General features: G+C 68.7%; 21 protein-coding genes. 16 read left to right on the top strand and 5 right to left on the bottom strand.

The genetic code is table 11. The features are described from left to right. Positions 1–39: 39 nt before the first annotated feature. From ACTJK0_RS02105 to ACTJK0_RS02085, 5 genes are all read left to right on the top strand, one after another. Positions 40–834, top strand: coding sequence for an ABC transporter ATP-binding protein (locus tag ACTJK0_RS02105; RefSeq protein WP_110541021.1), 795 nt, complete (start codon positions 40–42; stop codon positions 832–834). Then, positions 816–2,387 carry a transporter gene (locus ACTJK0_RS02100; RefSeq protein WP_440744078.1) on the top strand — a complete coding sequence of 524 codons (1,572 nt, stop codon included), beginning with the start codon at positions 816–818 and terminating at the stop codon, positions 2,385–2,387. The genes ACTJK0_RS02105 and ACTJK0_RS02100 overlap by 19 nt, the downstream gene beginning before the upstream one ends. A 21-nt stretch (positions 2,388–2,408) precedes the next feature. Further along, positions 2,409–3,188, top strand: coding sequence for a glucosamine-6-phosphate deaminase (nagB, locus tag ACTJK0_RS02095; RefSeq protein ID WP_440744077.1), 780 nt, complete (start codon positions 2,409–2,411; stop codon positions 3,186–3,188). Between the two features lie 110 nt (positions 3,189–3,298). After that, entirely contained in the window at positions 3,299–3,637 is a 339-nt protein-coding gene (locus ACTJK0_RS02090) for a DUF3039 domain-containing protein (RefSeq protein WP_110541018.1), read from the top strand. Continuing rightward, positions 3,637–5,418: a DEAD/DEAH box helicase gene (locus ACTJK0_RS02085; RefSeq protein WP_110541017.1), complete on the top strand. Its 1,782-nt coding sequence runs from the start codon at positions 3,637–3,639 to the stop codon at positions 5,416–5,418. Before ACTJK0_RS02090 ends, ACTJK0_RS02085 begins: the two co-directional genes overlap by 1 nt. A 4-nt stretch (positions 5,419–5,422) precedes the next feature. Here ACTJK0_RS02085 and ACTJK0_RS02080 read toward each other — a convergent pair whose 3' ends face one another. Then, positions 5,423–6,055: an isochorismatase family protein gene (locus ACTJK0_RS02080; protein WP_110541016.1), complete on the bottom strand. Its 633-nt coding sequence runs from the start codon at positions 6,053–6,055 to the stop codon at positions 5,423–5,425. Then, on the bottom strand, positions 6,055–7,383 hold the full coding sequence (locus ACTJK0_RS02075; protein ID WP_440744076.1) for a nicotinate phosphoribosyltransferase: 1,329 nt from the start codon (positions 7,381–7,383) through the stop codon (positions 6,055–6,057). Before ACTJK0_RS02075 ends, ACTJK0_RS02080 begins: the two co-directional genes overlap by 1 nt. A 38-nt stretch (positions 7,384–7,421) precedes the next feature. Here ACTJK0_RS02075 and clpS point away from each other — a divergent pair, with 38 nt between their 5' ends. The 6 genes from clpS to rdgB all read left to right on the top strand — a co-directional run bounded on the left by clpS (position 7,422) and on the right by rdgB (position 11,742). Beyond that, complete coding sequence (clpS, locus tag ACTJK0_RS02070) at positions 7,422–7,805, top strand: ATP-dependent Clp protease adapter ClpS (protein WP_110541015.1); 384 nt, start codon at positions 7,422–7,424, stop codon at positions 7,803–7,805. Then, complete coding sequence (locus tag ACTJK0_RS02065) at positions 7,798–8,364, top strand: DUF2017 domain-containing protein (protein ID WP_043453355.1); 567 nt, start codon at positions 7,798–7,800, stop codon at positions 8,362–8,364. The genes clpS and ACTJK0_RS02065 overlap by 8 nt, the downstream gene beginning before the upstream one ends. Before the next feature lie 105 nt (positions 8,365–8,469). Continuing rightward, complete coding sequence (gene murI, locus ACTJK0_RS02060) at positions 8,470–9,498, top strand: glutamate racemase (protein WP_440744075.1); 1,029 nt, start codon at positions 8,470–8,472, stop codon at positions 9,496–9,498. Next, positions 9,495–10,292: an MBL fold metallo-hydrolase gene (locus tag ACTJK0_RS02055; RefSeq protein WP_110541013.1), complete on the top strand. Its 798-nt coding sequence runs from the start codon at positions 9,495–9,497 to the stop codon at positions 10,290–10,292. Before murI ends, ACTJK0_RS02055 begins: the two co-directional genes overlap by 4 nt. A gap of 47 nt (positions 10,293–10,339) precedes the next feature. Further along, complete coding sequence (gene rph / locus ACTJK0_RS02050; protein WP_440744074.1) at positions 10,340–11,098, top strand: ribonuclease PH; 759 nt, start codon at positions 10,340–10,342, stop codon at positions 11,096–11,098. Further along, positions 11,095–11,742 carry an RdgB/HAM1 family non-canonical purine NTP pyrophosphatase gene (gene rdgB / locus ACTJK0_RS02045; RefSeq protein ID WP_110541011.1) on the top strand — a complete coding sequence of 216 codons (648 nt, stop codon included), beginning with the start codon at positions 11,095–11,097 and terminating at the stop codon, positions 11,740–11,742. The genes rph and rdgB overlap by 4 nt, the downstream gene beginning before the upstream one ends. A 63-nt stretch (positions 11,743–11,805) precedes the next feature. Here rdgB and ACTJK0_RS02040 read toward each other — a convergent pair whose 3' ends face one another. Then, positions 11,806–12,600, bottom strand: coding sequence for a VTT domain-containing protein (locus tag ACTJK0_RS02040; protein ID WP_110541010.1), 795 nt, complete (start codon positions 12,598–12,600; stop codon positions 11,806–11,808). 68 nt (positions 12,601–12,668) lie between these two features. Here ACTJK0_RS02040 and ACTJK0_RS02035 point away from each other — a divergent pair, with 68 nt between their 5' ends. Continuing rightward, positions 12,669–13,733 (top strand): exonuclease domain-containing protein, encoded by a 1,065-nt coding sequence (locus ACTJK0_RS02035; protein WP_440744073.1) that lies wholly within the window; start codon positions 12,669–12,671, stop codon positions 13,731–13,733. A 49-nt stretch (positions 13,734–13,782) separates the two neighbouring features. On the opposite strand, the gene ACTJK0_RS02030 is transcribed toward ACTJK0_RS02035, so the two are convergent. Continuing rightward, a complete protein-coding gene (locus ACTJK0_RS02030; protein WP_110541009.1) occupies positions 13,783–14,868 on the bottom strand; it encodes an ADP-ribosylglycohydrolase family protein in 1,086 nt (361 codons plus the stop codon). A 217-nt stretch (positions 14,869–15,085) separates the two neighbouring features. Between ACTJK0_RS02030 and ACTJK0_RS02025 the strand changes: the two genes are divergently transcribed. From ACTJK0_RS02025 to ACTJK0_RS02010, 4 genes are all read left to right on the top strand, one after another. Then, positions 15,086–16,075 carry an MIP/aquaporin family protein gene (locus ACTJK0_RS02025; RefSeq protein ID WP_440744072.1) on the top strand — a complete coding sequence of 330 codons (990 nt, stop codon included), beginning with the start codon at positions 15,086–15,088 and terminating at the stop codon, positions 16,073–16,075. A gap of 57 nt (positions 16,076–16,132) precedes the next feature. Continuing rightward, on the top strand, positions 16,133–17,311 hold the full coding sequence (locus ACTJK0_RS02020; protein WP_440744071.1) for an exonuclease SbcCD subunit D: 1,179 nt from the start codon (positions 16,133–16,135) through the stop codon (positions 17,309–17,311). Beyond that, the gene (locus ACTJK0_RS02015) at positions 17,308–20,409 is read left to right on the top strand and encodes an AAA family ATPase (RefSeq protein ID WP_440744070.1); all 3,102 of its coding nucleotides are present in this window, start codon (positions 17,308–17,310) and stop codon (positions 20,407–20,409) included. Before ACTJK0_RS02020 ends, ACTJK0_RS02015 begins: the two co-directional genes overlap by 4 nt. 83 nt (positions 20,410–20,492) lie before the next feature. Then, positions 20,493–21,830 (top strand): MFS transporter, encoded by a 1,338-nt coding sequence (locus tag ACTJK0_RS02010; protein ID WP_440744069.1) that lies wholly within the window; start codon positions 20,493–20,495, stop codon positions 21,828–21,830. Positions 21,831–21,870: 40 nt separating this feature from the next. On the opposite strand, the gene ACTJK0_RS02005 is transcribed toward ACTJK0_RS02010, so the two are convergent. Further along, positions 21,871–22,605, bottom strand: a complete 735-nt coding sequence (locus ACTJK0_RS02005) for an IclR family transcriptional regulator (RefSeq protein WP_440744068.1) — start codon at positions 22,603–22,605, stop codon at positions 21,871–21,873. Between the last annotated feature and the right edge of the window lie 162 nt (positions 22,606–22,767).

Here is a 22,767-nt window from a genome sequence, read left to right as displayed (position 1 = left end):
GCACTCCGCAGCGGATGGTCTGCGGACTAGGCTGGCAACATGACTGCTCCGATACCTGACCAGGCGCCGAATCCCGCGCCTGTACCGGCACTTTCCATGCGTGGCCTTGCCAAACGGTTCGGTGGAAAAATCGCGGTGGACGGCCTGAGCCTGGAGGTGCCGGCGGGGTCGTTTTTCGGGATCGTGGGACCCAACGGCGCGGGTAAGACAACCACGCTGTCCATGGCCACCGGCCTCCTGCGGCCCGACTTCGGCACGGCACTGGTGCATGGCGTGGATGTCTGGCAGCACCCGTTGGAAGCCAAGCGGCTCATGGGCATCCTGCCGGACGGCGTCCGCCTCTTTGACCGGTTGACCGGGGAGCAGCTGATCACCTATGCCGGGCTGTTGCGCGGCATGGACAAGGCCGTGGTGGCGGCGCGGGTGGGCGACCTGCTGGCGGCCATGGACCTCACGCAGGACGCGGGGACGCTGGTGGTGGACTACTCCGCCGGCATGACCAAGAAGATCGCCCTGGCGTCCGCCATGATCCACGCGCCCCGGCTGCTGGTCCTGGACGAGCCGTTCGAAGCCGTGGACCCGGTGTCCGCCGCGAATATCCGCTCCATCCTGGACCGGTACGTGGATTCCGGCGGAACGGTCATCGTGTCCAGCCACGTGATGGACCTGGTGCAGCGCATGTGCGACCACGTTGCGGTGGTGGCCCGCGGCCGGCTGCTGGCGGCCGGGACGGTGGATGAGGTGCGTGCGGGGGCCTCCCTGGAGGACCGGTTCGTGCAGTTGGTCGGAGGCCACAGCCATACGGAAGGGCTGGAATGGTTGCGCACCTTCTAAGGCTCAAGCTCACGCTGCTGCGCAACGGCCTCCGGCGCAGCCCCTGGCAGCTGGTGGGCATGGCCATCGCCGGGCTGTATGCCCTGGGCGTGGTGGCCACGCTGGTCCTTGCCCTGGTCCTGCTGCGCAGCGCGGGCACCGAGGTGGCGCACACGGCCATTGTCCTGGGTGGTTCCGCAGCCCTGCTGGGCTGGGGCGTGGTGCCGGTGGCGGCGTCGGCCACAGACATGACCCTTGACCCCGCGCGCTTCACGACTTTCGCGATTCCCATGAAGCAGATGCTCACCGGCCTTGCCCTGGCCGGGCTGATCGGCATCCCCGGCCTGGCCACCGTCCTGGTGGGCCTGTCCACGGTAGTGACGTGGTCCCGCGGCGTGCTCCCCGCGCTCGCCGCCCTGCTCGGTGCCTGCGTGGGCATCATGACCTGCGTTGTCCTGGCCAAAGTGGTCACCACGGCGACGGCGAGCCTGGCTGCGTCCCGGCGCTTCAAGGACGTCAGTGCCATCGCCTTCATGGTGCCCCTCGTCCTGCTGGGCCCCATCGTCGCCGCTGTTGGCCGCGGCATCACGAACTCGGCCGGGTTCCTGCCCGAGTTCGCCCGGACCCTGTCATGGACTCCGCTCGGGGCGCCCTGGGCACTCGGCGGCGACGTCGCGTCCGGCCGGCCCCTGCAGGCCGCGGTGAAGCTGCTGGTCTCCATGGCGGTCCTCGCCGTCCTGGCCTGGTGCTGGAAGCTGCTGCTCGAACGGGCGCTGGTCACGCCGCCCTACGCCGGTGCCGGCAAGCGCCGCCGCGGCAGGCTGGGATTGTTCGGCGTCCTGCCAGCCACTCCCACAGGCGCAGTGATGGCAAGGTCCCTGACGTATTGGGTGCGTGACCCGCGGTACTCGGGTTCGCTGGTGGTGATCCCGCTGCTTCCGGTGGTGCTGGCGTTCCAGGGAACGCAGACCGGCAGCTACGGCAGCCTGGCCTTCCTCGCCCCGATTTCGGCCTTCATCCTGGCCTGGTCCATCTCGGCCGACGTCTCCTACGACAACACGGCGTTTGCGCTGCACCTGGCCACCGGCGTCCGCGGTGTGGCGGACCGGCTGGGACGGGCACTGGCGTGCATGACCTTCGCCCTTGCCGTGGTCCTGGTGTTCGCGGTCGGGTATGCCGCGGTCTCCCGTGACTGGACTGCGCTGCCGGGCCGCCTGGGGTTCAGCCTGGGAATCCTTTTCAGCGGGCTGGGCCTGTCCTCGGTGGTGTCGGCCCGGTACACGGTCACGGTGCCGCTGCCCGGCGACAGCCCGTTCAAGAAGCCGCCGGGCAATGTGGGGCAGACGCTGGCCGTGCAGTTCGTGGGAATGCTGGTCCTGCTGGTCCTGGTGCTGCCCGAGGCAGCGCTGCTGGTGGCAGAGGCCGTCACGGGCAATGCCTTCTTCGGCTGGCTCAACCTCGCCGTGGGAACGGTCCTTGGCCTGGGCCTGTTCCTCGCGGGTGTCCGGCTGGGCGGCAAGTGGCTCGATGCGCGGGGTCCCGAGCTCCTGGCGCAGGTAACCGTCAACCGCTGACCGCTTCAGGGAAGGGACAACATGGAAATCGTGATCCTCGGCGGCAGCCGGCAGATCGGGCGGCTTGCCGCCGACGCCATCGAACAGCTGGTCCGGCGCAAGCCCGGCGCCGTCCTCGGCCTTGCCACCGGGTCCTCACCGCTGCCTGTCTACGACGAGCTGGCGGCCCGGCACCTGCGGGGCCTGGACTTCAGCCGTGCATCCGCCTTTGCGCTGGACGAGTACGTGGGCCTGCCGGCCGGCCATCCGCAGTCCTACCGCGAGGTGGTGCGGCGGGAGTTCACCAACCGGGTGAACATCGCACCGGAAAATGTCCATGGGCCGGACGGTACCGCCGCCGACATCCCCGCGGCCTGCGAAGCCTACGAGCAGGCCATCGCCGCGTCAGGGGGCGTGGACCTGCAGTTGCTGGGCGTGGGAACCGACGGCCACATCGGCTTCAACGAACCGGGCTCCTCCTTCGCGTCCCGGACCAGGATCAAGAGCCTGATCGAACAGACACGCCGGGACAACGCGAGGTTTTTCAGCAGACTGGCGGAGGTGCCCCATCACGTCATCACCCAGGGCCTGGGCACCATCATGGCGGCGCGGCATGTCGTCCTGCTGGCCACGGGGGCGCAAAAGGCGCAGGCGGTCCGCGACTTCGTGGAAGGGCCGGTGGCGGCCATCTGCCCCGCCTCCGTGCTGCAGTTCCACCCGCACACCACGGTCCTGCTGGACGAAGCCGCGGCTTCGGCCCTCAAACTGGCGGATTTCTACCGCCACACTTATGAGAACAAGCCCGCCTGGCAGGGCCTGTAGCAGCGTTCCGCGGGTGCCGGGAGGGTGGCCGGAAAAGTACGACGGCGACCGGTGCCGGAACCCCGTTCGGGCGTGCCGCCGTCGAACGCGCCGCCGGTGGAACGGCTAAGATGGATGCCATGACTAGCATGACGGACCCTCTCGAGAACGACCCGATGCGCGAGCTTTCCGGGGCTGGAACGTCCACGGCCACCATTGAGCGCGAGGAACTGCGCCAGGAGGTGGAACCGGGAGACCGGGAGCGCTTTGCCCACTATGTGCGCAAGGAAAAGATCATGGAGTCCGCGATGACCGGGGAACCGGTCATTGCGCTGTGCGGCAAAGTCTGGACCCCGGGGCGGGACCCGCAGAAGTTCCCGGTGTGCCCTGAATGCAAGGAAGTCTATGAGGGCCTCCGGCCGGGCAACGACGGCGGGAAGGGTCCGGGGGACTCGGGCAACAACAAGTAGTGACGGAGACGCTCTTTGGCGGCCCCACCCTGCCTCCGGCCTACCCGGAACGCGCAGCCTGGGGAACCGCCCCGAAACTCCGTGCCTGGCAGCAGGAAGCCCTTGACCTCTACCTGCAGAACAGTCCCCGCGACTTCCTCGCGGTCGCAACCCCGGGTGCCGGTAAGACCACCTTCGCGCTGCGGATCGCGTCCACCCTCATCGACTCCGGTGCCGTGAACCGGGTGACCATTGTCGCCCCCACCGACCACCTGAAACGCCAGTGGGCGGACGCGGCGGCGAAGGTGGGGATCGCCATCGACCCCAACTTCAAAAACTCCGACGGCCAGCACGGCCGGGGGTTCATCGGCGTCGCCGTGACCTACGCACAGGTAGCCAGCAAGCCCCTGCTCCACCGCGCCAAGACCGAGGCCGCACGCACCCTGGTGATCCTCGATGAGATCCACCACGGCGGTGAAGCCCTGTCCTGGGGTGACGGCCTGCGCGAGGCGTTCGATCCCGCTGTGCGCCGGCTGTCCCTCACCGGCACGCCGTTCCGTTCGGACACCTCGCCCATCCCGTTCGTGGAGTACGCCGAGGACCGGGACGGCATCCGCCGGTCCAAGGCCGACTACACCTACGGCTACGGCAATGCGCTGCGGGACCATGTGGTCCGTCCCGTGATGTTCATGGCCTACTCCGGCCAAATGCGCTGGCGCACCAGCGCCGGCGAGGAGATGGCGGCATCGCTGGGCGAGGCTGCGGTTACCAAGGACATCACCAGCCACGCCTGGCGCACCGCCCTGAATCCGGCGGGGGAGTGGATCCCGGCGGTCCTGGCGGGTGCGGACAGGCGGCTCAGCGAGGTCCGCCGCACCGTTCCCGACGCCGGCGGCCTGGTCATCGCCACCGACCATGAGGACGCCCGCGCCTACGCGGGCCAGCTCAAGCGGATCACCGGCGAGTCACCCACCGTCATCCTGTCCGACGACGCCAAGGCGTCCAGCAAGATCGAGGAATTCTCGGCCGGCGAGAAGCGCTGGATGGTGGCCGTCCGCATGGTGTCCGAAGGCGTGGACGTGCCCCGGCTGTCCGTCGGTGTCTATGCCACCTCAACGTCCACACCGCTCTTTTTCGCCCAGGCCGTGGGACGCTTCGTGCGTGCCCGCAAGAGGGGCGAAACGGCGTCGGTGTTCCTGCCCTCCGTGCCGCAGCTGATGGCGCTGGCCAACTCCATGGAGATGGAGCGGGACCACGCGCTGGACCGGCCCGAGAAGGAAGACGGCGACGGCCTCTTCAACCCGGAAGACTCGCTGATGGACGAGGCCAACCGCGAAGAGAAGGCCTCCGACAGCCTCACGAAGGGCAAGTTCGAAGCGCTGGACTCCCAGGCGTCCTTTGACCGCGTCCTGTTCGACGGCGGCGAGTTCGGCACCGGCGGCGAAGTAGGGTCCGACGACGAAATGGACTTCCTGGGCATCCCCGGGCTGCTGGACGCCGAGCAGGTGGGAACGCTGCTGCGCCAGCGCCAGCATGAGCAGCTGAACCGCAAGAACCGGAAGGCCCCGGCCGCGGACGCCCAGCAGGTTCCCGCTGTTCCCGATCACCGGATGCTGATGGACCTCCGCAATGAACTGGCCAAGAACGTGGCCGCGTGGGCTGCGCGGACGGGTACGCCCCACGGTGTGGTGCACACCAAGCTGCGCACTGTCTGCGGCGGGCCGCCCGTGGCGCAGGCCAACGAGGAGCAGTTGCAGGCACGGCTGCGCAAGCTCCAGGACTGGTTCGTCGGCCGCAAGTAGCGCCTCAGGCGATGTCCGCTCCGCCAAGTTCCAGCTCGGCTACGGCGTCTTCGAGGTCCTCCGCGATGCCCGCGGTCAGGGACCGCACCACGGTGACGCCGTAGCCGGCCTGGACGGCGTCGAGCGCGGTGGCCTTCACGCAGTAGTCCGTGGCGATGCCGACCACCACCACGTCTTCCACGTCGTGGCTCTGCAGCCAGTCATCGAGGCCGATGGCGTCCCCGTCGGCTTCCAGCTCCGCCTGCGCACCGGGCAGGCCGCCCGGCTGGCGTTCCCCGGTGGGGACGGCGTCTTCGGGGGCCAGCAGGCCTTCGAACCCGGAGTAGGCCGCGGCGTACTGGCCCTTGCGGAAGTAGGCGTCGATGTACTCGGTGTCCAGGTCCGGGTGGAGCTCGGCCCCGCGGGTGCCCGCCACGCAGTGTGGCGGCCAGCTGTCTTTGTAATCGGGGGAGTCGGAAAAGTGGCTGCCGGGGTCGATGTGCCAGTCCTGGGTGGCCACCACGTGGTCGAATTCGCTGTTGTGGGCGTCCAGGTATTCGCTGATGGCGCCGGCCACCGCCGCGCCGCCGGTGACGGCGAGGGAGCCGCCTTCGCAGAAGTCGTTCTGCACGTCCACGATGATCAAGGCGCGGGACATCAGTTCTCCTCGTAGATGGTGGGGATCGCGGCCTCGCCGCGCTGCAGGCGGTTGACCACCGGGGGCAGTTCCCTCATGGAGTCCGCGTGGCGCTGGCGTGCGCGGAGCACGCCCTCATGCCCGGTCCAGCCCGGCAGCAGTTCGCCGTTCTTCATGAACTGCTGCAGCAGCGGGCGGTCGTTGCCGTCGTCCTCCGGCCGGTGTCCCACGCCCACCACCTCTGCCGTGGCGGTGCCCCGTTCGTCCAGCTTCCGGAGGGCGTATTTCCGGCCGCCCACACTGGCCTTGTTCTTGGCGGCCTTGGCGACGGACACGAAATTCCCGTCGTCGCCGGCCCGGCTGACCAGCTTGTACACCATGCTGGCCGTGGGCGCCCCGGAGCCTGTCACCAGCGACGTGCCCACGCCGTAGGAATCGACGGGCGCCGACTGCAGGGCCGCGATGGCGTATTCGTCCAGGTCCGAGGTGACCACGATCTTCGTGTGTTCGTTGCCGAGGTCATCGAGCAGCCTTCGCACCCACTGGGCCTGGGCCACCAGGTCGCCCGAGTCCAGCCGGACGGCGCCCAGGCGCGGCCCTGCCAGCTCCACGGCCGCGCGGACGGCCTTTTCGACGTCGTACGTATCCACCAGCAGGGACGTACCTTCGCCGAGCGAGGCAATCTGAGCCTCGAAGGCCTCACGCTCGGTGTCGTGCAGCAGCGTGAACGAGTGGGCGGCAGTCCCGACGGTCTTCACGCCGTAGCGGATGCCGGCCTCAAGGTTGGAGGTGCTGTCGAAACCAGCGATGATGGCCGCCCGCGCGGACGCGGTGGCGGCCTCTTCGTGGGTGCGGCGCGAGCCCATTTCGATGCAGGGCCGGCCGCCCGCGGCGCTGACCATGCGGGAGGCTGCGGAGGCGATGGCGGTGTCGTGGTTGAGCACCGACAGCAGGTAGGTTTCCAGCATGCAGGCCTCGGCAAACGAGGCCTCCACGATCAGGATGGGGGAGTTGGGGAAGTACGCTTCGCCCTCGGCGTAGCCCCAGATGTCGCCGGTGAATCTGTAGCTGGCCAGGTAGTCCAGGGTCTCCTGGTTGACCACCCGGGTTCGCTCCAGGAACGCCAGTTCCGCCTCGCCGAAACGGAAGTGCGCGATGCCTTCCAGCAGGCGTCCGGTGCCGGCCACGATGCCGTAACGCCGGCCGTCGGGCAGCCGCCGCGCGAACGCCTCGAACACCGACCTGCGGTGCGCGGCCCCGGAATGGAGGGACGCCTGCAGCATGGTCAGCTCGTAGTGGTCGGTGTAAAAGGACGTGCGGGGATGGTCCCAGCCGGCTGAGGTGCTCACGAAAATCACTCTAGTGGGCATCCACATAGAATGGACAGATGACCATAAGCGTTGCGCCCGGCCCTGCTACGCAGGAGGGCACCCGGACCGGCACAGCAGAGTCCACCGACTCGCTGACCGCGCCGGACATCCCCTGGAACCTGGTGATCTGGAATGATCCCGTCAATCTCATGAGCTACGTGAGCTACGTCTTCCAGAGCTACTTCGGCTATTCCGAGAGCAAGGCGAACAAGCTGATGATGGAGGTCCACAGGAAGGGCCGGTCCATCGTTGCCTCGGGCAGCAAGGAACAGGTGGAGCGCCACGCGGTTGCCATGCACGGATTCGGTCTCTGGGCCACCGTGGAAAAAGCCACCGGCGGTTCCGGCGGCAAGGCAGGCAAGTCCGGTGGCCCGGGCCAGGGTAAGGGGAAGCGTGGCTAAGGCATTCAAATACGGACTCAAGGGCATCACCGGCTACCTCGAACCCACCGAGCGGGACCTGCTGCGCAGCCTGATCGATGACGTTATCTCCATGCTTCAGCCCGAGGACCGCACCGGGCAGGACCCGCTGGCGGCACTGATCGGCCTGGACATGGACGTGGCAGAACCGACGGACCGTGCCGTTAAGCGGCTGCTCCCCAACGTGGTGAAGGACGACGGCGCCGCCTCCCTTGAGTTCCGCCAGCTCACCGAGCGGTCGCTCCGGGAAACAAAGATCGGCGCCCTGCGGGCAGCCGCGCTGGACCTGGACAAGGACGAGATCGTGCTGACGCCCGAGGGGGCAAAGCACTGGTCGATGGCGCTGAACGATGTGCGCCTGGTCCTGGCCGAGCGGCTGGACATCCGGGACGAGGCCGACGCCGAACACGTCCACCGCATGCAGGACTGGTCCCAGGCGGAGGATGTGGAAAGCTACCTGGCCCTGGTCTACAACTTCACCACCTGGCTCCAGGAGTCACTGGTGCAGGCCATGCTGCAGTCGATGGAATCCCGCCGGTGAGCCCCGGCGGCCAGGGGGAGGCCGTCCAGTGTGACGCAGCAGACACGAGTTGCAGGACACAAGATCATGGCTGACGCTTCCGGGAACACCTATCCTCGAATAATCATGACTACAGTCCCGAGCACGGAACCACCGGCGGAAACACAGCCCGCGCCCGACGGCAGCGGACTTCCGGCCGCGGCTCCGGAAAACCGTCCCATCGGCGTCTTCGACTCCGGTGTGGGCGGGCTTACCGTGGCCCGCTCCATCATCGACCAGCTGCCCAACGAGTCCATCCTCTACGTGGGGGACACCGCCCACGGGCCCTACGGGCCGCTCCCCATCGCCGAGGTGCGTGCCAACGCCCTGGGCGTGATGGACGAACTGGTGGACTCCGGCGTCAAGCTGCTCACCATCGCCTGCAACTCGGCGTCGGCCGCTGTCCTGCGGGACGCCCGTGAACGCTACACCGCGAAGTACGGCATTCCCGTCATCGAGGTCATCCAGCCGGCAGTGCGGCGCGCCGTTGCTGCCACCCGGTCCGGCAAGGTGGGCGTCATCGGCACATCCGCCACCGTGGGGTCGCGTGCGTATGAGGACACGTTCGCCGCTGCCCCGGACCTGGACATCACTTCCGTGGCGTGCCCGGAATTCGTCAGCTACGTGGAGGCCGGGGTCACCACAGGCCCGGCCCTGCTGGCCGTCGCGGAGGAGTACCTGGCGCCGCTGAAGTCCGCCGGGGTGGACACCGTGGTCCTGGGCTGCACCCACTACCCGCTGCTGACCGGCGTCATCTCCTATGTCATGGGCGCCGACGTCACCCTGGTGTCCAGCGCAGAGGAGACGGCCAAGGACGTCTACCGCTCCCTGGCCACCCACAACCTGCAGCGCACCTCGACGCTCCCGCCCGAGCACCATTTCGTCGCCACCGGCGACGCCCGGCAGTTCGAGGTGCTCGCCCGGCGGTTCCTGGGGCCCGAGGTGCTCTCCGTCCGCCACGTGGACCATGTCGCGGCACAGTACCCCACGGGCAGCCTTGCCCGTATCACCCCTGAGATGATCGCCGCCGCCCAAAGCGCGCAGGACCGGCCCCGGATCTCCAACTTCGTGGGCGGCGGGCTCGCCGGCGCCCGTCCCGCAGGGCCAGCCCTGTGAAGCTGACCATCGTCGGATGCACGGGTTCGTTCCCCGGACCCGGCTCCCCGGCGTCGTGCTACCTCCTGACCGCCACCGACGGTGAGCGGACCTGGAAGGTGGTGATGGACCTCGGCAGCGGTGCGCTGGGCGCCATCCAGCGCTACACGGACCTGGAGGACATCGACGCGATCTTCCTCACCCACCTGCACCCCGACCACTGCATGGACCTGTGCGGGCTGCACGTCGCGATCCGCTGGAAGCCGGGCGGCTGGGGCCGCGGCCGGATACCCGTGTGGGGGCCGGCCGCCACGGCCGACAGGATGGCCACCGCCTACGGCCTGCCCCTGGACCCGGGCATGCATGAAGAATTCGATTTCACCAACTGGACCGAGCGCGAAGCCGTCACCGTGGGTCCGTTCACGGTTACCCCGTTCGCCGTCAACCACCCCATTGAGGAGGCCTATGCCCTCCGGGTCGAGGTGGTTGAGCCCGGCAAGGACGGCACCCCGGTGTCCCGGGTCCTGACGTACTCCGGCGATACCGATGCCTGTGCCGGGCTCGAGGAAGCAGCCAAGGATGCTGACCTGTTCCTGTGCGAGGCGGCCTTCGAGGAGGGCCGGGACGACGGCATCAACGATGTCCACCTGACGGGCAAACGGGCGGGGGAGGCGGCCGCCGCGGCCGGCGCCCGCCGGCTCCTGCTGACCCATATCCCCGTGTGGACCTCCCAGACCACCGTCATGGCGGAAGCGCGCCCGGTATTCCCGGGCGACGTTGCGGTTGCCGTGGCAGGGGTGCACTACACCATCTAGCCGGGGCGCCAGGCATCTGCCGCACCGGCACTCGATAAGCTAAAGGCATGACATCTGAAGCAACTGCAGTGCCCATCGTGCGAGCCGACGGCCGCGCCCCCGACCAGCTCCGGCCCATCAGCATTACCCGCGGATGGTCCAACCAGGCTGAAGGCTCGGCGTTGATCGAGTTCGGCAACACCAGGGTGCTGTGCACGGCCTCCCTGACCGCCGGCGTCCCGCGCTGGCTCAAGGGCGAAGGCCGCGGCTGGGTTACCGCCGAATATGCCATGCTGCCGCGGGCCACGAACACCCGGTCCGACCGCGAATCCGTGAAGGGAAAAATCGGCGGCCGCACGCATGAAATTTCCAGGCTGATCGGGCGCTCGCTGCGATCCATCATCGACACCAAGGCGCTGGGCGAGAACACCATCGTGCTGGACTGCGACGTGCTCCAGGCCGATGGCGGCACGCGCACCGCGGCCATCACCGGCGCATACGTGGCGCTGGCGGACGCCATCCGGTTCGCCCGCGACAACAAGCTCATCGCCAAGAACGCCCAGCCCCTCCTGGACACCATCGCGGCCGTGTCCGTGGGCATCATTGACGGCGTTCCCATGCTGGACCTGCCCTACGTGGAGGACGTCCGGGCCGAAACCGACATGAACGTGGTGGTCACGGGTTCCGGCAAGTTCGTTGAGGTGCAGGGCACGGCGGAGGGCGCCCCGTTCGACCGGGACGAGCTGAACCAGCTCCTGGACCTGGCCCTCCTGGGCACCTCGGAGCTGGCCGCCATCCAGCGCGAAACCCTGGTGGACACCCTGTGAGCAGCCCCGCTCCACGGCTGGTGCTCGCCACCCACAACAAGGGCAAACTGCGGGAACTGCGCGAGCTGCTGCGCGGGCAGGTCCCGGGGCTCGACGTCGATAACCAGGTGGTGGACGCAGCGGCGGCGGGTGCGCCGGACGTCGTCGAAACAGGCGTGACCTTCGCCGAGAACTCGCTGCTGAAGGCACGCGCTGTTGCCGCTGCCACCGGCCTGGTTGCCATCGCTGACGATTCGGGACTCGCCGTGGACGTCATGGGCGGGGCACCCGGAATCTTCTCTGCCCGTTGGTCCGGACGGCACGGCGATGATGCAGCCAACCTTGAACTCCTGCTGAACCAGCTGTCCGATGTTCCGGACGAACACCGCGGTGCAGCCTTCGTCTGTGCTGCCGCACTGGCCGTGCCGGAGGGCGCGGACGGCCCGGGCCGTGAAGTGGTGGAGTACGGCCAGTTGGAGGGAATCCTGCTGCGCGAGCCCCGCGGTTCCGGGGGATTTGGCTACGACCCCGTCCTGCAGCCCGCCGGCGAGGACCGCAGCTGCGCAGAGCTCTCGGCAGAGGAGAAGAACGCGATCAGCCACCGAGGCAAGGCCTTCCGGGCGCTGCTGCCCTCGATTGTGGCGGCCCTGCAGGCAGCAGGCTAGAAGGACCAACAAAGAAGGTGCGCACCCGGGGGTGCGCACCTTTTTGTTGGAGTCAGGGGAGGGCTATTCCGGCCGGCTGCCCGGGATGTTGCGGTGGGTCTTCCGCTCCGCTTCCGGCTCATGCTCTTCAATGTACTCGTCGACGGCGTCGGTGCCGTTGGCCTGCGCCTGGCGCTTGGCAGCCAGGCCGCGCAGGATTTCGATGCCGATGGGGATCACCGAGACCAGCACGATGGCGATGAAGATGATGTCCAGGTTGTCACGGACCCACGGAACCTTGTCACCCAGCAGGTAGCCGAGCAGGGTCACGCCCCCGCCCCACAGGAGGGCGCCGATGACGTTGTAGATAAAGAACTTCCTCCTGCTCATCTGTGCCACGCCGACGATCACCGGGACGAACGTGCGGATGATGGGGACGAAGCGGGCCAGGATCAGGGCCTTGCCGCCGTGCTTTTCAAAGAAGGCGTGGGCGTTTTCAATGTTTTCGCGCTTGAAAAGCCGGGAGTTGGGCTTGTTGAAGAGAGCAGGACCGGCTTTGGAACCGATGAGGTAGCCGGTCTGGTTGCCGATGATGGCGGAGACCGCAACCAGCAGGGCCAGCAGCCAGATATTGAACTTGATGGTGTCCGTGGCCACCAGCAGGCCCGCCGTGAACAGCATGGAGTCGCCGGGCAGGAAGAACCCCACCAGGAGGCCGGTTTCGGCGAAGACGATCCCGCACACCAGCAGGACCACCCAGGGGGCGAGGGCGGGATCGGCCAGGAAGACCTGGGGGTTCAGCCAGTCGGGCAGGAACGAAGCCATTTTCGGCTGGACCGGTCCCGCACCGCCCAGCATGGACACAGCGAGGTCACTCATCACAGGAAAGTTCACTCCTCAAGGGTACTTGACAGGCCTGTGGGACCTCCGGCGGTAAGGTAGGGGCCGTGGGTTTGGACTTTACGGCGATCGACTTCGAAACGGCCAACGGCTTCCGCGGCTCTCCATGCTCGGTGGGGCTGACAAAGGTGAGGGGCGGGAAGGTCGTCGAGGAGGCTTCGTGGCTGATGCGCCCGCCTGCCGGCTACGACCATTTTGACTACCACAACGTCCGCATCCACGGCATCACCGCAGCCGATGTTGCGCAGGCCCCACGCTTCGGTGAGCTGTTCCCGGAAATCGGTGCCTTCATCGGCGAAGACGTGCTGGCAGCCCACAACGCCGCGTTCGACCTCGGCGTAATCCGCTCTGCGCTCGAGGTGTCCGGCCTGCCCGGTCCCGCCTACCACTACGTCTGCACCGTGATGCTGTCACGCCGCTGCTATTCGCTGGTTTCCAATTCGCTCCCGTTCGCTGCCGAGGAAGCGGGTGTGCCATTGGTCAACCACCACGACGCCGCCGAGGACGCGCGTGCCTGCGCCGGCATCCTGGTTGACATCGCGGCGCGCAACGGCGCCAATAGCCTCGCCGAACTCTACCTGTCCCTCGGCCTGGCCATGCCGCGCCAGCAGGCGTTCGACCCCGCCACTGGCGACCTGTCAAAGCCCAGCCTGGCGGCCATCGCCGGGGCTTCCGGCAACGGGGCTGCCCTGGTCCAACGGTTCCAGTCGGGCTGGCCGGAGGAAGGGGTCAACCCGGAGCCCAACCTGGACGCCGAGCCGGGCCACCCGCTGTACGCGCAGACGGTGGTGTTCACCGGGCAGCTCTCCATCGATCGCCCGGAAGCGAAACGGCGCTCGGCCCGCTGCGGCGCACGGACGGAAAGCCGTGTCACCGGCCGCACCACCGTGCTGGTGGTGGGGGACGGGTTCGTCGCCTCCGACCTCCGGTCCGGACGGCTCACCGGCAAGGCCCGGCGTGTGCTGGAACTGCACGAGCGGGGGCAGGCCATCGAGGTGCTCTCCGAGGGTGAGTTCCTGCAGATGGTGGGCGGCGGGGACATCCGCCACGCCCCGCAGGTTGCCGCCGCGGAAACGCGGGACGCGGCCTGCGCGGCTGCCGTCAGCGCCTGACCGTCAGTCCGTGACCTTCCCGGAGGACGTTACGGGGGCTGGACCATCATCAGCCTTCCCCGGTGGTGACCTTCACCAGCTGATCCGCCATGCCGCGGACAACCTCGGGCGCCTCCAGGGCCGCCAGCCACGGGGCCGGGAGGCAGTCCTCCCCGTACAGGGCTCCCAGGATGTTTCCGGCCAGCGAACCGATGGTGCCGCTGGCCCCGCCGTGCTTCACGGCCAACGCCACGGCGTCCCGGAAGTGCCGGTCCGGCTGTTTTTCTTCACCTTCAGCCGGCGCGGTGGAAAGGACGGCGTAAAGCGCGACGGCGAGTGCTTCCTCCGCCAGCCGTCCCTCACCCAGCACCTGGACGGGTCTTTCGGGGCCGGCTTCCCGCTTGTCCGCGAGCCGAAGTGCCGCTTCCAGCCGTTCGCGGAGTTCGGGGGCCGCGTCCGGAAGCGCGCCTGCGTCGGCGGTGACCTCGGCAGCCGCGTCGGCCAGGGCCGCGCCGGATACCAGCCGGTGGATCAGGAGGCTGAAGAGCCCGGCACTCTGCCGGGCGGACGGATGCCCGTGCGTCAGGGAGGCGGCGTCGGAACTTAACTTATAGACGGCGTCGGATGCAATATGCGGAACCAGTCCGAACGGGGCGGAACGCATCACGGTGCCAACGCCTTTCGCTTCCGGGTTCACGGGGCGGAACGACGTGCCCATTTCGCCGCTGGCGAGTCCGGTAATGCAGTCCTGCTCCGGATGCCGGCGCTGCCGGAGCACCTCCTGGCCGTCGATCCAGCGGGGCTGGGGCACGGGTGCCGATGGCGGGGCGTCTTCGCCCTGGGAAGCCAGCCACCGAAGGTAGGCGAGCCAAAGGCAGGCGTTCACGTCAGCGCCCACACCGGAATTTGCCCATTCCAGGGCCTCCACCAGGCCGTCCACGGTGTAAAGGGTCAGCTGGGTGTCGTCTGCGAAGCGGGCCGGCCCGGACAGGTCATCGAAGCCGCCCGCGCCTGCCTGGCTGGAGGGCCCGCGGGTGCCGGCAGTGGGGCCGGCTTCCACGGAATCGCCCAGCGCATCACCCAGCGCGCCACCCAGGAGGCAGCCGTGGATCCGGGAAGCGAAGGTGGGTGCGGGAACGCCGTGCTCGTTGCTCATGGAGTAAATTTACCGTCAGTGCGCCCCGGCTCCGGGACCAGCGCTCCGCCCGGTGTGCGGCGGTGCCGGCGGACGGGAACCACGGCCGTACGGCCTGCCGTTACCGTCCAGCAAACGCACAGCCTCGGCTGGCATACTGCTCGGGTTGCCCGGCGCCAGGACAGCTGGACGCCGGCAGCCCCGCAAGCACCAGATTCCCAGACGCAAAGGTCCCATCATGAGCACCCCTGTCCCCGCCCGCGACGCACTGGAGCCCGGTACCCCGGCCGCCGGGCACGGCGCTCTGCTGCCCCGACTGGTGGCCGAGGCTTTTGGCAGCTTCTTCCTGGCGGTGGCCGGACTCGGCGTGCCGCTCTTCAGCATTCCGCAGTCCAGCCCAGTGCCGGCGGCCCTGGCTGCCGGACTTGCCATTACGGCCGCAATGCTCGCCTTTGGGCACGTCTCCGGCGGACACTTCAACCCGGCCATAACCCTGGGGCACCTCCTGGCCGGCAGGATCCGGGCCGGCGCGGCGGCAGCGTACACGGCTGCCCAGCTGGTGGGGGCCCTGGTCGGTGCCCTTGCCCTCTTCGGCATCCTCCGCACGCTGCCCAGCATCGCGGACAGCCGCACGGCCTTCGACACCGTGGCCGCCGGTTTCGGCGAACACTCCATCATCCAGGCGCCCCTGGCCGCCGTCGTGCTCCTGGAACTGCTGGGAGCTGCGATCATCGTGGCTGTCTTCCTTGGCGCTGCGGGCCGTCGCGACGGCAACCGGACCGTGCCGGCCATCGCCGTCGGCCTGTCCTTTGCGGCGCTCCTGCAGCTGGGCCAGTCGGTGGGAAACCTGCCCTTCAACCCCGCACGTGCGGTTGCTTCCGCCGTTTTCAGCTCCGGCTGGGCAGCGGAGCAACTGTGGGTCTTCCTGGTGGCTCCGCTGGCCGGTGGCGCCATTGCGGGTCTCGCGTTCCGGATCACGCCGGGCGCCGAATCCATCGCCACGGACAGTGACAGGTACGACGCCGGCAACGCAGGACCTGAGGCGGCCGGCGGTGACGTTGTGGAACGCGAAGCCGGGGACAGTGAAGGTGCAGAGGCTTCCAACGTGGACAGCAGCCTGCCCGACCCCGCCGTGCCGGATGCGTCCATACCCGCCACGGCGGCCCGCAGGAACGAAGCCCGCAGCGTCAGCGAGGCCCAGGAATTCTTCGACGGCAAGCGGTCCTGACTGCTGCGGCACGCGGCGCTTTCCAGGACTGTCAGTGGTTGCCGATAACTTATGAGTATGCGGTTACTTCACACCTCCGACTGGCACCTTGGCCGTTCCTTCCATGGCGTTGGCATGCTGGATGCCCAGCGGGCCTTCGTCGACCAGTTGGTGGCGGCCGTGGAACGGAACAGCGTCGACGTCATTCTGATCGCCGGTGACGTCTACGACCGGGCCCTGCCCGGCGTCGATGTGGTGCACCTGCTCGATGATGCCCTGGTCAGGCTTACCGCCACCGGTGCCAAAGTGGTGCTGACCAGCGGAAACCATGACTCCGCCATCCGGCTGGGTTTCGCGGCGCGGCTGCTGGAGCGGGGCGGAGTGCACCTCCGCACCAAGGTGGAGGAGCTGCACCATCCGCTCGTTCTCCCGCTGGGACCGGACCATGGCGGGAAGGAAGCAGTCCTGGCGGTCTACGGCATCCCTTGGCTTGAACCACGCCTTGTCGCCGACCAACTGGGCACCGACACGGCAAGCCACTTCGAGGTGACCCGCGCCGCTGCCGCCCTGATCAGGGAGGACATCGCGCAGCGCGCGGAATCAGCCACGGTCCAGTCCGTGGTCCTCGCCCACACTTTCGCCAGCGGAGGCATCAGTTCGGACAGCGAGCGGGACCTCAGCATCGGCGGCGTCGGCGCGGTTCCCCTGGATCTGTTCGACGGCTTCAGCTACACCGCGCTGGGCCATTTGCACGGCCGGCAGACACTCTCATCTTCAGTCAGGTATTCGGGATCGCCACTGGCTTACTCCTTCTCGGAAGCCACCCACCAGAAAGGTGGCTGGCTGGTGGATATGGGAGCGGACGGGGTCACGTCCGTCACTGAGATCCAGTGGGAGGCCCCGCGCTCCCTGGCCGTGCTGCGCGGAACACTCGAGGAACTCCTGCAGGATCCCGCCCACGAATGGGCTGAAACCGCCTACTGCCAGGTCACGCTGACCGACGCCCAGCGGCCTGCCCGTGCCATGGAACGGCTCCGTGCCAGGTTCCCGGATACCCTGGTCCTCGCCTTCGATCCGCAGGGCGCGGCAGCTAAGGCGCAGGCAAGCTACAGCACCAGGCTTGCCAGCGCCCCGGATGACCTCGCCGTGTGCTGCGGCTTCCTGGAGCACATCCGGGGACGGTCCGCGGACCAGGCGGAAAAGGCCGCGATTGCAGCCGCCCTGGACAACGTCAGGCTGCTGGAGGCATCACGGTGAGGATCCACCATCTTCGGATAACAGGGTTTGGTCCCTTCGCCGGAACCGAGGACATCGACTTCGACCGGCTTAGCGCCCACGGCCTGTTCCTGCTGAACGGGCCAACCGGCGCCGGCAAGACCAGCGTTTTGGATGCCATCTGCTTTGCCCTTTATGGCTCCGTCCCCGGTGCCCGGCAGGACGGCAAACGGCTGCGCAGCGACCATGCCGAACCCGGGCAGGAACCGGCCGTCACCTGCGAATTCTCCGCCCAGGGCCGCCGGTTTGAGGTGACCCGGTCCCCGGCCTGGGAGAAGCCCAGTGCCCGGGGGAAAAACGGCTTTACGCTCCAGCAGGCCAAGACCTTGCTCCGCGAACGGATAGCCGGAGCATGGGTGGAGAAGTCTGCCCGCAACGATGAAGCAGGCGCGGAGATCATGGCCCTGCTGGGCATGGACCGCGAACAGTTTACCCGCGTGGTGATGCTTCCGCAGGGGGACTTCGCTGCCTTCCTCCGCTCCAAAGCGGCGGACCGGCTGGACCTGCTGCAAAAACTCTTCGGCACCCAGCGGTTCGAAGCCCTGGAACAGGAACTCGCGCGGCAGGCGGCCGCCGCCCGTGAGGACGTCGCCGCCCTGTCCGGCCAGCTCGGCGTCCTCGCCTCGCGGGCTGAAGCCGAAGCGGCTCCGCTTGGGCTTCCCGACGACGCGGCCCCGCCGGTCGAGGACATCCCCGGCCGCCTTGAATGGCTCCAGGATGCGGTTTCCCGCCGCCTCGCGGAGCTCAGGGAATATGCCGCCGCTGCGGAAACCGACAGCCAGGACCGCCGCAGGGAAGCAGAGCGGGAGGCAGCGCGGCATGAGCGCCACCGCAAGCTCCAGGCAGCCGCCGCACGGCAGAAGGCCGTGGAGGAAGGAGCCGATGAGCAGCAGGAGCTCTCGGCCCGGCTCGCCCGGCACCGGCAGGCGGAGGTCCTGCAGGGGCAGCTGCAGGCGGTGGACGCCGCCACCGCCAAGGTTCACAGTGCCGAAGCCGCCGCCGAATCTGCCCTGACATTACTGCGCCTTGCCGCCGGGGACGGCGGGGAACTGGCCCAGCTCGGCCTGGAGCTGGCCCCTGTTGACTCCGCCGCCGCACCGCAGGCGTTCCCCAAGGGGGCACGCGTGTCCACGGGGATCATGCCCGGAGCTGAGGAGGAACTGGGGCGCCTGCGCTCGCTGCTGGCCGTCGTCGAGGCACGCATCCCGGACGAACTCAGGCTCCAGGACCTGCGGAAGAGGCATCGTGGCCTGGCAGCCAGGCAGGACGAGCTTCAGCGGGCGGTGGAGGAACTGACCAACCGCCCGGTGCAGCTGCAGACGGAACGCGAAGAGCTGACCCACGGCATGGACCGGCTCGAGGCCCGTTCCGTGGAGGCGGCGCTGCGCCGCAAGGAGGCTGCAGCGGCAGCGGAACTGCTGGACGTCGTCAGGCGGCACGGGACGGCGGTCACCGCCAGGGACCAGGTCAAAGCCAACCATGACGACTCGCGGGACGGGCTGTTGGAGGCCAAACGCCGTTGGCTCGACCTGCGGGAGGACCGGCTCGCCAACGCGGCATCAGAGCTGGCCGCCAAGCTGGTTGCCGGGGAACCCTGCCCCGTCTGTGGCAGTGGGGAGCATCCCGGCCCGGCCGACGCAGGCACGAACGGCCCCGGCCTGGCCCAGCAGGAGGAAAAAGCCCACACCGTCTACGAGGCTGCAGAGGCAGCCCACACCCTGGTTGCCCGGGAGCTCTCACGGGCGGAGCAGGAGGTGGCTGTCCTCGCCGGACAGGGTGGGACAACTCCGCTGGACGACGCCCGGGCCGGCGCGGACGCTGCGCTCGCGGCCGCGGAGGAAGCCGAGCGGGCGGCGGAGGAGCTGCTGGACAGGCGCCGGCGGCTGGAGGCCCTTGACGCCGGCATCGTGGAGGCCCGGGCCGCACTGTCCGACGCAGAGACCGAACTGTCCCGAACCGCGGCGTCCCTGGCCGACGTTGCCGAGCAGGCGGCGTCACTGGACAGCGCCCTCTCCGGCCTACGCGGCAACCACAGCACTCTGACCCGCCGACTGAGGGCACTTGAAGATGCGGCGGCGGTGCTTACCAAGGCGGTGGAAGCCCAGGCACGGTTGGACGGCGCACGGTTGCAGGCTGCCGAAGCCCGTGAACACCTGGACCGGGCCCTGCCTGCTGCCGGCTTCGCCACCGCCGGCGAGGTCCGCGCCCAGCTCCTGGACCCCGCCGGGGCGGCGGCTGCGGAAGCCGCGCTCAGGGCGGCCCAGGACGAAGCTGCACGCGTGGCCGGGCTGTTCGAATCCGAGGACATCGTGCTGGCACTGGCCGAGGCCGCCGGCGGCTTCATGCCGGACGAAGAACGGCTGGCAGCGCTGGCCGCCGCGGCGTCCGCTGCCCAGTCCGGCGCCCGTGACGCGGACCTGGCTGCCGGCATGGCCAGCAGGTGCCTGGCGTCACTGACCTCCCTCGCCGCTGAATACGGCGCGCTGGTCCACTCCTCACGGGAGCCGGCGGAGCGCGCCCAGATGCTGACCGGCTTGGCTGACGCCGCGGCCGGCCGGGGCGAAAACACCTACCGGATGAGCCTGAACAGCTACGTCCTGGCTGCCCGGCTTGAGCAGGTGGCCGTTGCCGCATCCGAACGGCTGGTGGCCATGAGTGACGGACGGTATTTGCTTCAGCACTCCGATGCCAAGGCCGCCCGCGGCGCTAAGTCCGGGCTGGGGCTTGAGGTCGTGGACCAGTGGACAGGCTTCCGCCGCGACACCTCCACCCTGTCGGGCGGCGAGTCCTTCATGGCTTCGCTGTCACTCGCACTGGGACTGGCGGACGTTGTGCAGCAGGAGGCAGGCGGCGTGGAGATCGAAACGCTCTTCGTTGACGAGGGCTTTGGCAGCCTGGACGAACAGTCCCTGGAACAGGTCATGGATGCCCTCGAAGGCCTTCGCGACGGCGGCCGGGTCGTGGGGCTCGTCAGCCACGTTGCCGAGATGAAACAGCGGATCGGTACCCAGCTGCAGGTCCTCAAGAGCCGTAACGGCTCCACTCTGCGGATTTCCGAGAGCCTGGACGCCCTCCTCTGAGCAGGGCCGATATAATTCAACGTGTTACCGGGTTGCGCGCATCGGGAGGAGGGACGATGCGCACCTATTGAGCGAGCCCGGAATTGACACCACACAACACTCCTTCACCCATCTCCAGCGCCCCCGCCCCGGTCGATGCCCCTGCTGAAGGGCCACGCCCGGAAGCCGTGCCGGGGGCAGCGCGGGGACGTTTCTCGCGGCTCCCGCTCCTTGCCGGCCGGAGCTTTATTCCGCTGGGACTGTTCGCCCGGCTTCCCCTGGCCATGCTGACCGTCGGCACCCTGACCCTCGTGACCTCGGTCAGCGGTTCCTTCGCCGCCGGCGGGTCAGCGGCCGGTGCGGTGGGCATTGGATCAGCGCTGGGCGCCCCGTTACTGGGCGCCTTGGCCGACCGGCGGGGGCAACGGCCCGTCCTGCTCCTGGCCGCGGTGCTCAACACAGCAGCGGTCGTGGCGCTGGTCTTTGCCGCGATGAGCACGGCAGCCGGGGACTTCCCGCCCGCGGTCCTCGCGGCTGCTTTCGCGGCAGGTGCCTCCTGCCCCCAGGTAGGGCCCCTCGCCCGGGTCCGCTGGATGTCCCTGACCGCCAACGCCTCACGCGCGGGGGAGACCGCAGGCGGTGCCGCCCGGGACCTTGATGCCGCGCTGTCCTACGAGAGCACCGCCGATGAGGTGACCTTCGTCCTCGGACCCGCCCTGGTGGGAATCCTCGCCAGCCTCGTAGCGCCCTGGCTTCCGCTGGCCCTGGCAGCTGCGATGACCATCACGCTCGTGCCGGCGTTCGCCGTGCACCCCACACACCAGGCCGTGCCCCTGACCCGGCATCCCCGCGGCGTGAAGCGCCGGCGCGCCGACGGCACTGCCAGGCTGTCCTGGGCAGTCGCGCTGCCGGTCCTCGCCATGGTCTGCATGGGCACGTTCTTTGGTTCAACCCAGGCTGCCTTGAGCGCCTTTTCCGCACAGCTGGCCGGTTCGGAGATCGCCGGACTGCTGTATGCGGTCATGGGCCTGAGTTCGGCAGCCGCGGCGCTGTCCGTGGCCTACTGGCCCCGCCGCGCCGGCCCCGCGTTGCGGTGGGTGCTCTGCGCAGCCCTGATGGCCGGGCTGGCGTTCCTGCTGCTGCTACCGTCGTCGCTGCCCATGATGGCCCTCGTCCTGCTGGTCCTCGGACTCCCGGTGGGACCCGTCATGGTCACTGTCTTCGCGGTCGGCGGCACCCTGGCTCCCGCCGGCCGGCTCGGAACGGTGATGACTGCGCTGGCCAGCGGCATCGTCGCCGGAACCGCCCTTGGATCCTCCGTCGGGGGTCAGCTGGCCCAGCTCCACGGTCCTGCGGCGGCATTCCTCGTCCCGGTCGGTGCGGCCGCCGGGCTGGCGCTGCTCGGCGCGGGAGCCGCCGTCGTGCTCTCTCGCAAGGCCTGAAGGAGCGCTTCCCGCCGGCTGTGCCGGCCTTTCCCGGCCGTCAGGCGAGCTGGCTTTCGATTCTCGCCGCACTTTCGGCGATGGCGCTGCCTACTGCCTCCGGAGTGTGGGCCGAGCGGATGTAGACGACGGCGAGTGCGGCCGGCCGCCCGCCTGGCACCCTGACGGGGGCTGCCAGGGAGGACACCCCGGCGATGACCTCGTCATGGCTGGCTGCGTAGCCCTTCTGCCGTGCCTCCGACGCTTCCAGCCGGTACGGAATCCCTGTTCCCAGTCGGTCCCACTCCGTTTCGGAAAGGGCAGACTGGATGGCAATGCCCGGAGCCCCGGCGTTGATCGGGTGGCGGGTCCCCGGGTGCTGGGCCACGGTTGCCCCTGAGTGCCGGGGCTCCACCGTGACCAGCGTGATGCAGTCGTGGTGGTCCCACACCGCCACGAATGCAGTCATGTCCAGTGAGTTCGCCAACTGGGTGAGTTCCGGAAGGGCAGCGGTTTGCAGGTTTCGCGAGACGCCGCGGGCCAGGACGGCGAGGCCGGGTCCTGGCTGGACCCGCCCCGCGTCGTCCCGCACCAGGAGGGAGTGGTCTTCCAGGGTGCGCAGGATGCGGTATGCCACCGAGCGGTGGACGCCCATGGCGTCGGCCAGCTCTGCGATGGTCAGTGGCCCGGGGGCGGCGGCCAGGATCTCAAGGGCACGGATTCCACGCGACAGGGTCTGCGACGGCGAAGCCTGTGCCGGTGCGCCCGCGGTCCGGGCTGCAGCTGGAGGAGTCATGGTGTCCATCCTAGGTGGCGGGCCTGCCGCGTGACCCTTGTCTCAATGCACGACGCGAGGTATCGTCCTGTATACGAACTCACAGTTCTAATATAGAACTTTACCCTCGGGGTCGTGACCGCAGCAATCCCCATTCCGTGTTACGCATCACAAATCCGTAGT

The organism is Paenarthrobacter sp. 22069 (genome assembly GCF_052046035.1).
In the GTDB taxonomy this organism is placed as follows: domain Bacteria; phylum Actinomycetota; class Actinomycetes; order Actinomycetales; family Micrococcaceae; genus Arthrobacter.
Note: the sequence above shows the minus strand (reverse complement) of the source record. Positions and strands in the feature narration are given on the sequence as shown.

What these genes read in the sequence shown, in the direction of transcription:
- ACTJK0_RS02105 (WP_110541021.1), top strand. Translation starts at nt 40, where the DNA reads ATGACTGCTCCGATACCTGACCAGGCGCCGAATCCCGCGCCTGTACCG.
- ACTJK0_RS02100 (WP_440744078.1), top strand. Translation starts at nt 816, where the DNA reads ATGGTTGCGCACCTTCTAAGGCTCAAGCTCACGCTGCTGCGCAACGGC.
- nagB (WP_440744077.1), top strand. Translation starts at nt 2,409, where the DNA reads ATGGAAATCGTGATCCTCGGCGGCAGCCGGCAGATCGGGCGGCTTGCC.
- ACTJK0_RS02090 (WP_110541018.1), top strand. Translation starts at nt 3,299, where the DNA reads ATGGATGCCATGACTAGCATGACGGACCCTCTCGAGAACGACCCGATG.
- ACTJK0_RS02080 (WP_110541016.1), bottom strand. Translation starts at nt 6,055, where the DNA reads ATGTCCCGCGCCTTGATCATCGTGGACGTGCAGAACGACTTCTGCGAA.
- clpS (WP_110541015.1), top strand. Translation starts at nt 7,422, where the DNA reads ATGACCATAAGCGTTGCGCCCGGCCCTGCTACGCAGGAGGGCACCCGG.
- murI (WP_440744075.1), top strand. Translation starts at nt 8,470, where the DNA reads ATGACTACAGTCCCGAGCACGGAACCACCGGCGGAAACACAGCCCGCG.
- rph (WP_440744074.1), top strand. Translation starts at nt 10,340, where the DNA reads ATGACATCTGAAGCAACTGCAGTGCCCATCGTGCGAGCCGACGGCCGC.
- ACTJK0_RS02040 (WP_110541010.1), bottom strand. Translation starts at nt 12,600, where the DNA reads ATGAGTGACCTCGCTGTGTCCATGCTGGGCGGTGCGGGACCGGTCCAG.
- ACTJK0_RS02030 (WP_110541009.1), bottom strand. Translation starts at nt 14,868, where the DNA reads ATGAGCAACGAGCACGGCGTTCCCGCACCCACCTTCGCTTCCCGGATC.
- ACTJK0_RS02025 (WP_440744072.1), top strand. Translation starts at nt 15,086, where the DNA reads ATGAGCACCCCTGTCCCCGCCCGCGACGCACTGGAGCCCGGTACCCCG.
- ACTJK0_RS02020 (WP_440744071.1), top strand. Translation starts at nt 16,133, where the DNA reads ATGCGGTTACTTCACACCTCCGACTGGCACCTTGGCCGTTCCTTCCAT.
- ACTJK0_RS02005 (WP_440744068.1), bottom strand. Translation starts at nt 22,605, where the DNA reads ATGACTCCTCCAGCTGCAGCCCGGACCGCGGGCGCACCGGCACAGGCT.